At 47.7% G+C, this 13,955-nt stretch carries 14 protein-coding genes and 1 riboswitch; of the genes, 1 reads left to right on the forward strand and 13 read right to left on the reverse strand.

Features of this window, described 5'->3' with window-relative positions; all coding sequences use genetic code 11:
• Positions 1 to 291: 291 nt before the first annotated feature.
• Positions 292 to 477: riboswitch (cobalamin riboswitch) on the reverse strand.
• Positions 478 to 534: 57 nt separating this feature from the next.
• From MKX46_RS13550 to MKX46_RS13590, 9 genes are all read right to left on the reverse strand, one after another.
• Positions 535 to 1,089, reverse strand: coding sequence for an LOG family protein (locus tag MKX46_RS13550; RefSeq protein ID WP_341071321.1), 555 nt, complete (start codon positions 1,087 to 1,089; stop codon positions 535 to 537).
• Between the two features lie 201 nt (positions 1,090 to 1,290).
• Positions 1,291 to 2,142, reverse strand: a complete 852-nt coding sequence (locus tag MKX46_RS13555) for a uroporphyrinogen-III synthase (protein WP_029518594.1) — start codon at positions 2,140 to 2,142, stop codon at positions 1,291 to 1,293.
• A 101-nt stretch (positions 2,143 to 2,243) separates the two neighbouring features.
• The gene (locus tag MKX46_RS13560; RefSeq protein ID WP_341071323.1) at positions 2,244 to 3,398 is read right to left on the reverse strand and encodes a GerAB/ArcD/ProY family transporter; all 1,155 of its coding nucleotides are present in this window, start codon (positions 3,396 to 3,398) and stop codon (positions 2,244 to 2,246) included.
• Between the two features lie 42 nt (positions 3,399 to 3,440).
• Positions 3,441 to 3,665, reverse strand: coding sequence for a hypothetical protein (locus tag MKX46_RS13565; RefSeq protein WP_250240686.1), 225 nt, complete (start codon positions 3,663 to 3,665; stop codon positions 3,441 to 3,443).
• On the reverse strand, positions 3,658 to 4,875 hold the full coding sequence (locus tag MKX46_RS13570; protein ID WP_341071324.1) for a Ger(x)C family spore germination protein: 1,218 nt from the start codon (positions 4,873 to 4,875) through the stop codon (positions 3,658 to 3,660). Before MKX46_RS13570 ends, MKX46_RS13565 begins: the two co-directional genes overlap by 8 nt.
• Positions 4,875 to 6,500: a spore germination protein gene (locus MKX46_RS13575; RefSeq protein ID WP_341071325.1), complete on the reverse strand. Its 1,626-nt coding sequence runs from the start codon at positions 6,498 to 6,500 to the stop codon at positions 4,875 to 4,877. Before MKX46_RS13575 ends, MKX46_RS13570 begins: the two co-directional genes overlap by 1 nt.
• A gap of 180 nt (positions 6,501 to 6,680) precedes the next feature.
• Entirely contained in the window at positions 6,681 to 7,019 is a 339-nt protein-coding gene (locus MKX46_RS13580) for a hypothetical protein (RefSeq protein WP_341071326.1), read from the reverse strand.
• Positions 7,020 to 7,033: 14 nt separating this feature from the next.
• The gene (locus MKX46_RS13585) at positions 7,034 to 7,747 is read right to left on the reverse strand and encodes a pirin family protein (RefSeq protein ID WP_069012100.1); all 714 of its coding nucleotides are present in this window, start codon (positions 7,745 to 7,747) and stop codon (positions 7,034 to 7,036) included.
• A 69-nt stretch (positions 7,748 to 7,816) separates the two neighbouring features.
• Positions 7,817 to 8,674, reverse strand: coding sequence for a LysR family transcriptional regulator (locus MKX46_RS13590; RefSeq protein ID WP_341071327.1), 858 nt, complete (start codon positions 8,672 to 8,674; stop codon positions 7,817 to 7,819).
• Between the two features lie 182 nt (positions 8,675 to 8,856).
• On the opposite strand from MKX46_RS13590, the gene MKX46_RS13595 reads away from it, so the two are divergent.
• Complete coding sequence (locus MKX46_RS13595) at positions 8,857 to 9,837, forward strand: DMT family transporter (RefSeq protein ID WP_341071328.1); 981 nt, start codon at positions 8,857 to 8,859, stop codon at positions 9,835 to 9,837.
• Positions 9,838 to 9,933: 96 nt separating this feature from the next.
• Here the strand turns inward: MKX46_RS13595 and MKX46_RS13600 are convergent, their stop codons facing one another.
• The 4 genes from MKX46_RS13600 to MKX46_RS13615 form a co-directional block, all read right to left on the reverse strand.
• Entirely contained in the window at positions 9,934 to 11,922 is a 1,989-nt protein-coding gene (locus MKX46_RS13600) for a methyl-accepting chemotaxis protein (RefSeq protein ID WP_341071329.1), read from the reverse strand.
• A gap of 155 nt (positions 11,923 to 12,077) precedes the next feature.
• A complete protein-coding gene (locus MKX46_RS13605) occupies positions 12,078 to 12,485 on the reverse strand; it encodes a DoxX family protein (protein ID WP_069012095.1) in 408 nt (135 codons plus the stop codon).
• A 118-nt stretch (positions 12,486 to 12,603) separates the two neighbouring features.
• Positions 12,604 to 13,464, reverse strand: a complete 861-nt coding sequence (locus tag MKX46_RS13610) for a M56 family metallopeptidase (protein WP_341071330.1) — start codon at positions 13,462 to 13,464, stop codon at positions 12,604 to 12,606.
• Positions 13,465 to 13,466: 2 nt separating this feature from the next.
• On the reverse strand, positions 13,467 to 13,880 hold the full coding sequence (locus tag MKX46_RS13615) for a BlaI/MecI/CopY family transcriptional regulator (protein ID WP_341071331.1): 414 nt from the start codon (positions 13,878 to 13,880) through the stop codon (positions 13,467 to 13,469).
• Positions 13,881 to 13,955 lie beyond the last annotated feature (75 nt).

Below are 13,955 nucleotides of genomic sequence, written 5' to 3' on the forward strand. Positions count from 1 at the left end.
TTTTCAGGGCAGCTATGCTATCTATTCCAATGATTTATGGACATCCTGTAACTCAAAAAAACCCCATCCTACCCGGATGGGGTTTCTATGTACGTATCTCTCATCAGACGAACAAACAGCGTAAGAAGACACGATTTGTCTTCCTCCAGCCTGCCGTTGTTTTCCATCTGTCTGTTTACGCTTCAAACGCTGCTGCACGTTCATATCCACGCAAACCTCTAGCCAACATGGAAAAAGCAACGTGTGCCTGATTTCCTGATTTCGTACACCCATCCTCTCCGCGAAGGTTAACGGTGCATACAGATCAAGGTAGGTCTCCTGGCTTGGCATCAACAGATTCTTTCGTCTTCCCCGTTTTTCACGAGTGACCATTTAAAAAAATCCTCTTCCTTACAGTGGCGGGACCGCTCGGGATTTGCACCCGATTCCCTGTTACCCTTTGCTCAACCGCAAAGGCACCTTGTCTGTCCGCTATTTGATTATGGGTCTTATCATAACCTTGCCTCAATCAGTTGTGCAAGCACGAAAAACGCTTTATTTCAAGTTCTCTGCTTTATTTTTTAACATATGTAGCAATTCATCCGGGTCCGCAGAGATACTTAATAACGCTGGATGCTCAGCCCCGGTAAACCCTTCTTGCACGCTATGACGCACCATTTCTACTAACGGGTCAAAATATCCATTCACATTCAGCAGCCCAATGGGCTTGCGATGAATGCCAATTTGCGCCCAGCACAATACCTCGAACAGCTCCTCGAAGGTTCCCAAGCCACCCGGAAGGGCGATAAACGCATCGGCCATCTCGCTCATTGCCGCTTTACGCTCATGCATGCTTGCTACCTCAATAAATTCGGTAACTCCCCGATGAATGATCTCTGCATCAAATAATAGGGTGGGCATAATGCCAGTGACCTGACCGTTACCCGCCAGCATTCCATTCGCCACCTCTCCCATCAGCCCCCTGCTAGAGCCACCATAGATCAGACGAATATGATGGCGAGCCATGGCTTCCCCCAGCTTGCCTGCAGCCTCAACATATACCGATGAATGTCCAGGTCTGGACCCGGCAAATACACAAATAGAATTCATTAACGTCTCAGCTCCTGTCCTAAGTAGCATCGAAACTTATTCATTATATTAGATAAACATTTTCGCTATAACAACAATCTTTGTCGATGCATGTCCAACAAAAAAAGATAAAGACCTCGTAGGCCCTTATCTTTATTTTACTCTGTATCCCGAAATATAAGTTCATTTTTTAGCATCTGCATTTATAATTTTGATCTCATTTCAATGACCATTCACGATCTTCAGACCACAGCCATGCACCGAATCGTTATGTTCAAAATATTTGCCCAGCTCCACCATCATCGCGCCCATGCGCTCTTCGGTTGGAAACACGACTCGATCAATCCCTTCTTCCACAATGGACTGTGCAGTCACCTTCCCTACGGATACAGCAATCACATCCTCACGAAAAGCTTCCAGTAAATCCTCGATTCGATTTTGCTCTCTGGCATATTGGGCCAAAAATCGAATTTGCGGGCCACTCGTGAATGTAACGGCATCAACATTACGATGGATAACATCCTCCAGTAACGCCTGCAATTTTGCTTCCTCAGGTGGGATATGCTTATAAGGAAGTACCTGGCGGGTCACTGCCCCCTGCTCGTCCAGCCATTTTACCAACCGTGGGGCTGGATCGCCATGCAGTTGCAACAGCACTTCCTTCCCCTTCAGATCGTATGGGGCGAAAGCTCCTGTCAATCCGATCAAACTTCCGTCCTCGTCTCGTACTGCTGGCGTAAAGCCACGCTTTTTGAGTCCATTGACCGTCTTGTAGCCCCGCGCTGCAATGTTGGAGGATTGCAGCAACTCTATAATCTGCTCAGCCACGCCCATATCCTCTGCCATATCGAACAGGGCATCCAGCCCCATGCCTGTCGTGAAGATGTACCAGTCCGGAGGGTTCTTTACCCACGATACAACAGCGTTGCGCAGCTCGATATCATCTAGAAAAACAGTGCCCTGGGCCGGACGATGTACTGGCTCCCCTCCCATCTTCACAACTAGCAGCGCCATTTCGTCTGCTTTACGGGGACCAGCAAGAGCGACTCTCTTACCTGCCATGCGTTGTGCCATTCTGTTTCCTCCCTAGTAGAAGTCGTATTTCTTTCTACCAAGTATACAATCAGAGGGGTAAAAGACAAATAAGAATTACTTTTTCGATGAATACAGTAATCTTATAAGTGGGTGTGTCCTGTTCTATCTCCCTGCCGGCTTTCTAGCTGACTACTGCTATCCCGCTCTCCGTTAGATGCCTTATCATCTCCGCCTTTCCCTTTAGATTTGGGTCGGAGTAACATCCATAGTACCAAGGGCATAAGTACAAAAAAAATGATCATCACCGCGGTCCACTCCCGGCTGAAATCAAAAACCTGCACGATGTTGGAGAACAGCATAAACGAACAGACATAACCTAACAAACCTACGGGCCAAACCATCAGACTCCCCCAGGCATGGGAGAACATACGCTTTACCGCCAAACTGGTAACGTACAGATCAATTCCGATCTTCGTAAGAAAGGTGGGTACGGTCAGTGCTGCCACGAACAAGTCGAACCGATCTAGAAAGTCCGTCAGCTGCAATTGACGCACTAATTCATATGATGGATAAAACAGCCGTGAAAAGATAGGAACACCAATAACCAACTCCGACAGCAACACCAGCATGGTCAGAAATGCGGTTCCGAGCAAATGCCCATACCACGCACTACGCCCATTATAGCTCTTCCCAGAAATCACAAAGGGAACCATCAGGATATCAGCCATATATCCCAGCATGCGCCAGCTGCCCTTAATCACTCCATCTACTTCCGGATGTAAATAAGGTCTCAGTACCGAGAAGTCCATATTACGCCCGAAAAAAAGCGGCATGGTCAGCAATGTCAGAATCAACAACGGTACAAAAATCTCCGCCATATTGACGATGGTGCTTATTCCGCCTTTGGCCATAAATACCAGAGTCAACAGTAAAATAAGAGAAGTGACCACAATCGGAGTCAGCGGCAAAAGCACAACCTCCACAAAATCCGTGATAATTCTCAAATCCCGTGCAAAAATGATCAGGAATAAAATAAGGTAGACTGCAAGCAGCATACGTCCCAGCACAGGATGAGAGCTCACCATCGCCTGCATTAGATCCTGGTCAGGAAAACGTCGCTTGAGTTTCAACATCGCCCAGATCGGCAAGCATAGCACGATAGCCGCAATTATACAGGTCCAGTAGGCATGCTGATTCGCGTGATCCGCTGCCTGCGCCGGAGCATGTATAAGGGTAATACCGACCTCCATCAATACACCCAGCAGTACGATTTGTCTGGTTGTGAACTGTTTCATACAGGTCATCCTCCTTTTATCCGCAGGCATCCAATACACGATTTACAACGTAGGGGGGAGCCACAAGTCAATAAAACGGGTAAGCCATGTAGCCACATAAACGGAACTCTTCGTCGATGTTCCGTAAATCCAGATACCAATGCTAATAACATACAATACACGGGAGACCCAACGATTGATGGAAGGTGCACTATTAATACTTTTGCGATCAATCAGATACATGAAGAGCATAGCCAGCAATAAAGGTAATAGGAATACTTTATTCATTCTGGATTTGCTCCTTTTTGATTCCAAATGGTTTGGTGACCGCACCAATATTCTCAATATGCACGATCGGATCAATGGTGACCTCCACCTTGGGATATAGTTGATCCCATTGAGGTTTAATCCGTTTCCATTCATCCGGGTGACTCGTAATAATAGCCCGGCCCAAACCAAGTATGTCTGAGTGATACTTTTGCTGGATCACCTTGACACCCTCTCCCAGTTCCCTCTTAATTTCCTCGGCTGTCTGATGTTCCAGCCACTTCAAATTTTCCTCGTTGGAAATATCGAAATCCGTCTCATTCTCCTTCACATTCCCATTGCAGTTCATATGAACGGTCATTCGAATCTCATCCCCCTGAATATAGGGCTTGATATGGACTTTATTTTCGATGAGGTGTACAGATATGTAGCCTCTACCTTTGGGAGGGGGGATAAATATTTCTGTCTCCTTGGCTTGTTCCATACCCAAAAGCAGAAACCGACTGAGGTGGTTATCAATAATCCCTGTTAACCTGTCTTGGCGAAATACAGCCAGCCCATCGATCTGAATATTCGTCTTCTTGTCTTTAAGACTAGAGGGCCCATTCTTCACCAGAGCCACCACCGGCACCACCGGGTCAATGCCTTCCAGCAGGACGGAATTGATCAGCAGCTTAACGGAACGAGGTTTTTTCATATAGGAAAAGTTAAGCTCACGCACCATTTCCGCTGGATATTGCTCAATCGGAGCATCTGCCTGAAGCACTTCCATCGCTGACCCCTTCGTGATAACAACCAGGGAAGACAGACGGTTCTGCGGGATACGTGCAATGACATCCATCATTTTGCTAATCCCTTCCCGTGCCAGCGTCTCCCCGAACAGCAGCACCCGTCGATGAGAGTAATTCAGTGTTCGTGAAACCTCGCGCTGTTCCTCGGTGCTTGCTCCCCGGAAGCTTGGACCTGTTTTGGACTCCAGGTAGTAGGATTTCGTACCGCTTGTACCTCCCCCTCCTCCTGTACTGCCCGAAGATCCGAGTTGTCCGGGCAGAGCAATTTGCATCGTTACCCGGTATTGATCGCCCTCCTTGTCTAGCCCGGTACCCATCACAAAGGCCACATCATTCACTTCACGGCGATCCCAGCATCCTCCTAAGAGAACAGAACACAGCAGCAGACAACAGAGCACAGCCACTTTACGTATTTGCTGTGTATTCGATTTGGGCTTCATCACCATCCCTCCTCGGTTTTAGGCGATCCATTCATATTTTTCTTCGCTCGTTTGTTGTTGTCTTTACCAATCCAGGAAGGACGTTTAGTCATTTTCCACCAAGGCGCGCGAACAACGATATCCTTTTGATCCATATGATTGTACGGGCTATATCCGCTCATATAAGGGACCCCAAACGATGTTAACTTGGTTAGATGCGTAGCAATCAGCGTTGTCGCAATAATGATCCCAAACAATCCGAATAATCCCGCCATCAGCATAATTGGAAATCGTAGCAGACGAACCGTGATGGCAAAGTTAAAGCGTGGAATGGTAAACGAAGCAATACCTGTGAGCGACACCACAATGACTATGGGTGCCGATACAATCCCTGCCTGTACTGCGGCCTGCCCAATAACGAGTGCGCCAAGGATACTGACGGCCTGACCGACCGTTTTGGGAAGACGAATCCCTGCTTCACGTAATGCCTCAAAAGAAATTTCCATCATTAACGCTTCCACCAGTGCTGGAAAAGGGATGGATTCACGAGCCGCTGCAATACTCAATATGAGTGTCGTCGGCAGCATATCATGATGATAGGTCGTAACCGCTACATATAATGCGGGCAGAAAGAGAGCCATGATGAGAAAAAGAAAACGAATCCAGCGCACCATATTACTGATGAAAAAACGTTCGTAATAGTCTTCGCTTGCTTGCATCATCTGCCACATCGTGACCGGCCCAATCAGGGCAAAAGGCGTTCCGTCCACAAAAATGGCAAAACGTCCTTCCAGTAATTGTGCGGTGACGGTATCCGGGCGTTCAGTATATTCCATTTGCGGAAACGGAGAAAACGGATGATCCTCAATCAGTTCCTCAATATATCCAGTCTCCAGAACACCATCAATTTCAATATCGCTGAGCCTTTTTTTTACATCCTCCACCAGTTTGGGATCTATGATCCCTTCAATATAGGTAAGGACGACGCTCGTTTGAGTTTCTGTTCCGATGGTCATGCTGTACATCTTGAGCTTGGAGGTCTTCAACTTGAAACGCAACAGTGCCGTATTGACGCGAAGGGTCTCAGTGAAGCCCTCACGCGGTCCGCGAATAACCGCTTCCGTCTGGGGTTCCTCTACGCCACGGCGGACACCACCCTTGGCGCTAAAAATATAAGCACGAGGCGTACCATCTACGAACAAGGCGGCATTGCCGTCCAGTATCGCTGCCGCTACCATCTTCCATTCGTCCATCGTTTTGGTCTGGGACATCGAGATGCGAGTTTCATCCAGCGGCTCCAATTTGCCGTTCACTTCAGGGTCCTTGAGCATCATGCCCAGAATGACAGGTCGCAGGATATGATCCTGCAAATCCTCTGATTTTACCGTACCTTCAAAATAAGCCAACAACCCTTTGCGTTCAGGAGAAATCATGAGCTCTCGGTAGACGATATCAGAGCAATCCTTGAAAATGTCACGCAAAGCAATCAAATTGTCTTCCACATTGCTACGCAGCGGCTGTTCCAGCCACGAAGACTCAGACAGTCCTTTGGGCACATTGGAATTTCGTGTCTTGCGGTCTGCGGCTGGAATCGCTCTCCGGCTCCACGGTAGCTTCGGCAACTTGGGAAAGCGCCCTTTCTTCATCGTTATTCCCCCTTTACGAATGAGCCGAACAGATAATATGACCTATAGGATGTACCAGCCTGCAAAGGATTATGTATCCAATGAACTCAACATGTTGAACGGATAACAAAAAGACCCTGCAATGATGCAGGGCCTTCGAAAAATCCATTATATATCTGAAGATTTATGATAAAGGAATGATTAATCTCCCCAATACTCCTCGGGATGGTATTCAATCTCAGAACCAGCTTTGAACCTAAGCTCATCTGTCTGATCATGATATTCCACGCTTTCCGGAGTGACGTAATACCAATGCTTCACCACGGCTCCATCATCTACTGGCGATACAAAACGAAATACGTTCAACTCCCCGCTATAACGCACAATCGCCTCTGCCGTCTCACGCGGCAGCCCTTGAAGCGTGAAGCGAAACACGCCATCCACCGATTCCAAACGGCAATCGAAAACCTGCTTGCGGCTGTCGGCAAAGCTACGTCCCGTGACGGCATGCTTGATCAGCCATGTTTCCTGCTGCGCCATGTGCGCACCTCCTTTTAGGGCAAATCGATCAACATATAAAAAGCAGACTCCTCTGCTTCCAGTGCTAGCTTTGGCTCCTGCTCAATACGAGCTGAATCGCGCCCTTGCAGAATATGTTCACCGTTCACACGCAGTGAGCCTTCAATGACGAACAGGAACACGCGCCGCCCCTCGGCCTGTGTAAATTCTACTTGCTCTCCAGGCTGAAGCTTGCTTAAATAAATCGTTAAATCCTGGTTGATTGCAGCAATTTCACCCTCTGTGCCCGGTACACGTTTTCCGGCAACGACAGGCAGAAGCTGACCGTGAAGACGCTCAGGATTGAACGCTGTGGCCTCATATGACGGTTTCAGTCCTCTCGTATGCGGGCTAAACCACAATTGCAGCAGACTGACATCCTCCGTTTGTGATGCGTTGTGCTCTGTATGAATGATGCCGTGGCCCGCTGACATTCGCTGAATGCCTCCAAAACGGGTCACTGCTACATGTCCACGGTTGTCTTCATGACGCAGTTCCCCATACAGCACAATCGAAACAATCTCCATATCACTGTGCGGATGCGCCCCAAAGCCCCGTCCCGGTGTGATGACATCGTCATTACAGACACGCATAGGACCAAACGCTGTATTGTTCTCATCCTGATACTCCGCGAATGAAAAGCTGTGACTCCCCCGCAGCCAGCCCTTATCGAAGCTGAATCGGGAAGCCGCCGGATATATTGTAAACATAATAGCCCTCCTTCAGGAAGAAAAATGAGATCAAATCCCTCTCATTGTACCCGAGCCCAATCGATAAAGCTATGCCTCTGTCTGAGTGATAATCTCATCTATAAAAGACTGCAAGGTACTGGTAACAAAGGCTTCCTTACGTCGGATAAACACCGTTGTTACTTCATTGTACGGCTCAGGCATCGCATGACCGCACACATGGCCTTGAGCCACTAGCCCGCTGATCGAAGATTCAGGAAATACGGTCATTCCTATACCAGCCGCCACACTGCCGATAATCGTCTCAAATGTCCCAAACTCCATGATCTGCTTAGGAATAATGCCCTCCATTTTGAGCCAGGTTTCCAGTCGTCCCCGGTAGCCGCAGCCTTTTTTATATAAGAGAAGCGGACGGGTCGTGAGATCCTCAACGGAAAAATCATCTCCTTGGGATACAAGGACCAGCTTTTCCTGAAATACATCAAACTGTTCAATGAGCGGATGCTTGACCGGCCCGGTCACAAAGGCTCCATCCAGCCGCATTTCTGCAACCTCCTGCACCAGAGACTCTGTAACCCCAGCCTTGAGAGACAACTCGACATCCGGGTACTTGCTATAGTAAGCATGTAAAATGGCCGGAAGGGCAATGACAGTCTCCACGATGCCAATCTCCAGCATCCCCGAAGGTGCAGAGGTATTCTGAAACGCATGTTTCATTTCCTCAAATTGCGATAAAATGCTTTTCGTATATTGCAGCAGACGCTTGCCCTCGGCATTGAGGATCATTCCCCGCTTATGTCTATTAAATAAAGGCGTTTGCAATTCCTTTTCGAGCAGCTTGATTCTGGCCGTTACATTGGACTGGACATAGCTAAGCTCGGCTGCAGCCTTGCTGACACTGCCATGCGCAGCCACCGTCTGGAAAATGTTTAAATCGTTCAGATCCACTACTGCTCCTCCTTATTGTGAAGGGCAAGGGGCCATCAAAATTGACGCGCCTTGTCACTTATTATCATTTTAAATGATCATAATGTTTATTTTCAATCATTTTACCAACAGCTTCCCATCCTTTATGATGTTGTCCATAAGATATGTCCGCTGAGACCGGCAAGGAGGAGCTTTTGCACACCATGAACAGACAAATCATGACCGGATCTTTATTATGCCTAATCGCCAGTATGTCCTGGGGGGCGATGTTTCCGGTTTCGCACATTGCATTACAACACATCAATCCACTGTACTTTTCATTTTTGCGCTATTTATCGGTTACACTCATTTTAGTCGTACTATTGTGGCTCAAAGAGGGAAGGACTGCATTTCGCTTTGAGGGCAAGGGCAAGACGTTGTTATTCTTCGGGACCATGGGATTCACCATTTATAATATGGCCGTTTTCCAGGGACAGCACGCGATGGGGGCAGCAGGCACTCTGGTAGCCTCTATAATGGAAGTGCTAATGCCGATGATTTCTATTGCGATGGTGTGGGTCATGACCCGTAAAATGCCTCCGAAATATACACTAATCAGCATGGTGATTGCGCTGGCCGGGGCTTTACTGGTGATCACGAACGGAAAATGGACCTTTTTCACACTTGCCGGACAACATTTACTGCCGCTGCTGCTTATTTTCGTAGGCGTCGTCGGATGGGTCGTATATTCCATGGGAGGCAGCCATTTTGCAGGATGGTCTACTCTTCGGTATTCAACCCTAACCTGCCTGCTCGGAACTCTCGTCTCCTTCGTAGTCGTCACATTTGCCTCTGCTTTCAACTGGATTGTGGTGCCGGACTGGCAGGCTGTGTGGTCAGTTAAATACGAAATGAGCTTTATGATCCTGCTTCCAGGGTTAGCGGCCCTGCTTAGCTGGAATGCCGGAATCCGAAAGCTATCTCCACTGAACGGAATTCTATTTATTAACTTTGTACCGATTACCACGCTGGTACTCATGTACTTCCAAGGTTATGCCATTAGCCGTTTTGAACTATATGGGACAGTGTTAGTCATATTCGCACTGATTCTGAACAATATGTTTCAGAGAAGTTCGCTGCGTCCTTCCGACAGCTCACGGGATGTCCGTTTCCGTCTGGTTCGCCGCAAGTCCTTCCAACGTTAACTTCTAACCCTACAAACCGGAAATTATGCTTAAAACATTAAAAAAAGCGCCTGGATACAGAGTACAATCTCCTGTATCCGGGCGCTTTTTATCATTTTAGGATTTTCCTTCAACCTGAAAACGTCCAACCAGTTCGCGCAATTCCTCTGCCATTTGGCTCAGGTCCGCTGTAGATGAAGCAATCTCCTCGATAGAAGCAAGCTGTTGCTCAGCCGCTGCTGAGATGGACTCGGTGTTGCTCGCTGCCTCGTCCGAAATGTGGGCAATATCGCTCATAATATCTACGACACCTACAGTCCCTCGTGCCATTTCCTGAGTCACTCCGGTAATGTCATTGATATGCCCCATAGCTCGTTCCACGGCCTCGCTGATTTCCGCAAAGGATTGCTCAGACGTGGTTACCGAATCAATGCCTTCTGTCACCCGTGTCCGCGCTCGATGCATAGCGCCCAGAGCATGATTCATATCCACCTGCATCGCTTCAATGCGCTCCGAGATCAAGGTAGCCGACTTCGCTGATTCCTCAGCCAGCTTACGCACCTCCGTAGCAACCACGGCAAATCCTTTGCCATGATCTCCGGCACGTGCGGCCTCAATGGACGCATTCAGAGCTAACAGATTGGTCTGTTTGGCGATACCGGATATAACGCTGATAATATTCACGATTTCACCGGAGCGCTCATTGAGGGAGTCCATGGCCTGTCCGAGATCGTTAACGGTCTCATCGATGTCATGCATCTTCTGTACAGCCTGCGTAGCAGCCTTGCTGCCCTCCTGAGCTGACTCGGCGTTCATCTTCACATGTTCAGATACGCCCACCATACGCTCGGATACGTTCGCTGCTTGCTGAGCAAGCTCCTCCATATTTACAGAGCCGTGCTTAACGCTCTGCACCTGACGTTCGCTGCCCACGGCCACTTCCTGGATAGCGATGGTGACATGCTCAATCGCTTGGGTTGTCTGATCTGCACCCGCAGCCAGTTCCTCCGCTGAAGAACTTACCCGATCTGTCGTTTCGTGAACGCTTCGGATCATCGTGCGCAAACTGTCGACCATGGTTTGGAAGTGAGATGACAATTCGCCTACCTCATCCGTTTTTCCGGTTTCCAAATCGCCCGTCAAATCTCCTTCACTGATTCGTTCTGCTGATTTTTGCAGCTTACGAATCGGTACCAAAACAGAGCGGGTAATCAGGAAAATCGCGATAAGCGCAATCACCAGTGAGGCAGCCAGCACGAAAATGGTTACATAACGCATGGCAGCGGTGGCATCGCTAATCTCGGATTGATAGAAGGTGCCTGCAATTTTCCAGCCGGTATCCGTATTCGTTACATAGGTCAAATATTTCTCGCGACCTTCATGCATATAGTTGAAGTTCCCGCTCGGCGCAGTATACAACGTATCAAGCGAATTCTCCTGAGGAGATGAGCCCGCTTTAGCCGTAGGATGGACTACGAACTTCTTCGTATGATCCAAAATGATGATATACCCCTCCTGGCCCACTTTGATGGAGGCCAGTTTACGTACACTTTCCAGATTTAGAGAAATCCCGATAACCCCGGACTTGTCGGAAAGCGTCTGAGATACTACGACAACAGGAATACCCGATGAATTGATGATAACAGGCGTAATTGCAACCTTACCGGGCTGCTTCATCGCTTCGATGTACCATGGGCGTGTGCGAGGATCAAATGTCCCTTCATCCTCCTTGGGCACCCCCCGAATCATCAGCCCCTCCGGTGTTCCAACAAAAATATCCGTGGCATCTTCATGCAAACCCTTGTATTGGATCAGCTTCGGCTGAATCAAAGGGCTGTTTCGACCATCTATCATCGAGCCGTCCAGACGCTCCGCCAAATAACTCGCATCTTTAATTTTACTGGCGATTGCGTATTCAATAATTGAGTTAGCTGTCGCTACCCCCTGATTCGCACTGCCGTGGAGCTGTTTTTCCATAGCATTATATGATGATTTATAGGTCGCAATGGAAATACTTAAGCTCGGAATCAGCAAAACAAGTAAAAAGCCCAAACTTAGCTTGTTCCTGAGTGTCCATATCGTTTTTCTCTTTCGCGTTGTTCCCATGTTTTTTTCCCCTTTGCTCATAAAACGATATATTTGAATTACATTCCGTGTTAGTTATATCGGTTGAAAGTAGCAAATGATTTACAATAAAATTTCACAAAGGAGAAAAACAAAAAACGCGCCCTATAAGACTAAGGGCGCGGTTATATGAATATTTAGACCTGTACGTTACTGTTTTCAACCTTTTTACGGCCAAATAACTGATCCACTGCCAGAAAGCGTCCACCGACAAGCGCTTGCTGAAGGCTGGTGAACAGAATCAGCAGATCAAATTCAATCGAGCCAAAAGGCTGTCCTTTTTTAGCAGTGAGCAATACACCGATCATAACGATGGTCAATGCCGCTCCAGCCAATCGTGTTCCGATACCCAGAACCAGTGCAATTCCTCCAACCAGCTCAACCGTGGCGACCACAGGAGCCATCCAACCAGGGAGTCCGATACTTTGGAAGAAACCGGAGGTTCCGTCGAGTCCCTGAAACTTTTGTGCACCGTGAACGATAAAAATAACCCCTGTAAAAATCCGTACCAACAATAATCCAATATTCATAAGCGTTTGATTCATTTGCTCATCTCCTTTTAAATTGTATAAAAACCCCGCAATAAACTACACAATGTAGTGTATTACACATTGAGAATCGGTAGCGCAAAAAGCGCCACCTGTAGGAAACATCTTGCCAAACTTAGATTAGCGCCAGTGCGAACATAAGTGTCAGCATCACTAGCACATAGCTAGAAAACATAATCGAACGCCAAGGCATCCGAATGACAGGTTCTTGCTGAGGGTCTAAAATACGTGAGATACGATAGTTAATGGACGTTTCTGCAAACGAGGAACAAGTGGCGGAGTTTACCAGGCGAGTATTGGCAGGCGTCATACTCAGAAGCTTGAGCAATGCGCTCCCAATCCCAACTGGTGAACCCGCTCGATGAATCGCTTCGTTATCAGCCAAAATTTCACGGGCCGTCTTATAATGATGGGTAATGTGACGTAGCACCGGCAAGTAAAACAGCTGTTTAGCACATACTTGCAGCAACCAGGTCTTCAACGGATCATAATGTTGCATATGATAGGCTTCATGGTATATGACAGCTTCTTCTTCGTGTTTGTCCAGTACAGACAATAGTGCAGAGGACAATACAATACGTGGCTTCCATAATCCCATGGTGAAGGCGGCTGGCTTGGCATAATCAATGACCCATATCCGATCGGTCCTGAGTTCACGATATCGTTCACCCAGTGCTTCGGTCAGCGGCAGGTCACGCATTCGGTGCAGTCTGCGAAAAGCTGCCCTGGTAGCCATACACTGTCTGACTGCTTCTCCTCCGGCGATAGCGAAGGTAACGAAAACCAGCCCGCTGAGCGCATCCACCATGTAGCCGATTCCGTAATACTGCAACAAACTTCTGCAAATTTGAAACACGTTATAATTCAATTTCCAGCCGAAAACATGCTGCCCGGCGTACATACCCATCTGTATAAGGGCAAAACCCGAAATCAAGGCGCCTGCTGTAAACAGTAATTTAGAACGTGTTTTCCACATCGCTACATATCCTTTTTCCATTGTTTAATTTTTTGTTCCAGACGTTCGATCAACTTCGGATCGGCCACCTCCAGAGCATCAATCATATGATTGACAGCAAGCGGACCAAATTCGTCCACCAATTCGTGACTCAGTCCCTTGGATTGCTCATCCCTGAACTCTTCCCTGCTTAAAACTGGACGATATAAAGACGTTCTCCCACGTATACTCTTACTCAGTATTCCCTTTTCCACTAAACGGTTCATCACGGTCATTACCGTATTGAAGTTAAAGTCCCGATCCCCCTCCAACGCGGTCTGCACTTCTTTGATACTCCGATCCGAAGTGGACCATAAAATATCCATAATTTTGGCTTCCAGAGGTCCGAAAAATCGGTTAAGCCCGGTTTCGCCAGCTTTAAAATTCAGTCGTTTCATAAGAAGCACCTCACACTACCGATTGTAGTGTATATCTCCTGACAAAGTCAACCGTCACACCTAATGTCAGTTTCT

The organism is Paenibacillus sp. FSL P4-0113 (genome assembly GCF_038009305.1).
Taxonomy (GTDB): Bacteria; Bacillota; Bacilli; order Paenibacillales; family Paenibacillaceae; genus Paenibacillus; species Paenibacillus polymyxa_D.

Excerpts from the sequence above, each read along its gene's own strand:
- MKX46_RS13585 (WP_069012100.1), bottom strand. The coding sequence starts at position 7,747 with ATGTTTACAATATATCCGGCGGCTTCCCGATTCAGCTTCGATAAGGGC.
- MKX46_RS13560 (WP_341071323.1), bottom strand. The coding sequence starts at position 3,398 with ATGAAACAGTTCACAACCAGACAAATCGTACTGCTGGGTGTATTGATG.
- MKX46_RS13555 (WP_029518594.1), bottom strand. The coding sequence starts at position 2,142 with ATGGCACAACGCATGGCAGGTAAGAGAGTCGCTCTTGCTGGTCCCCGT.
- MKX46_RS13580 (WP_341071326.1), bottom strand. The coding sequence starts at position 7,019 with ATGGCGCAGCAGGAAACATGGCTGATCAAGCATGCCGTCACGGGACGT.
- MKX46_RS13570 (WP_341071324.1), bottom strand. The coding sequence starts at position 4,875 with ATGAAGCCCAAATCGAATACACAGCAAATACGTAAAGTGGCTGTGCTC.
- MKX46_RS13605 (WP_069012095.1), bottom strand. The coding sequence starts at position 12,485 with ATGAATCAAACGCTTATGAATATTGGATTATTGTTGGTACGGATTTTT.
- MKX46_RS13565 (WP_250240686.1), bottom strand. The coding sequence starts at position 3,665 with ATGAATAAAGTATTCCTATTACCTTTATTGCTGGCTATGCTCTTCATG.
- MKX46_RS13550 (WP_341071321.1), bottom strand. The coding sequence starts at position 1,089 with ATGAATTCTATTTGTGTATTTGCCGGGTCCAGACCTGGACATTCATCG.
- MKX46_RS13610 (WP_341071330.1), bottom strand. The coding sequence starts at position 13,464 with ATGTGGAAAACACGTTCTAAATTACTGTTTACAGCAGGCGCCTTGATT.
- MKX46_RS13595 (WP_341071328.1), top strand. The coding sequence starts at position 8,857 with ATGAACAGACAAATCATGACCGGATCTTTATTATGCCTAATCGCCAGT.
- MKX46_RS13615 (WP_341071331.1), bottom strand. The coding sequence starts at position 13,880 with ATGAAACGACTGAATTTTAAAGCTGGCGAAACCGGGCTTAACCGATTT.
- MKX46_RS13600 (WP_341071329.1), bottom strand. The coding sequence starts at position 11,922 with ATGGGAACAACGCGAAAGAGAAAAACGATATGGACACTCAGGAACAAG.
- MKX46_RS13575 (WP_341071325.1), bottom strand. The coding sequence starts at position 6,500 with ATGAAGAAAGGGCGCTTTCCCAAGTTGCCGAAGCTACCGTGGAGCCGG.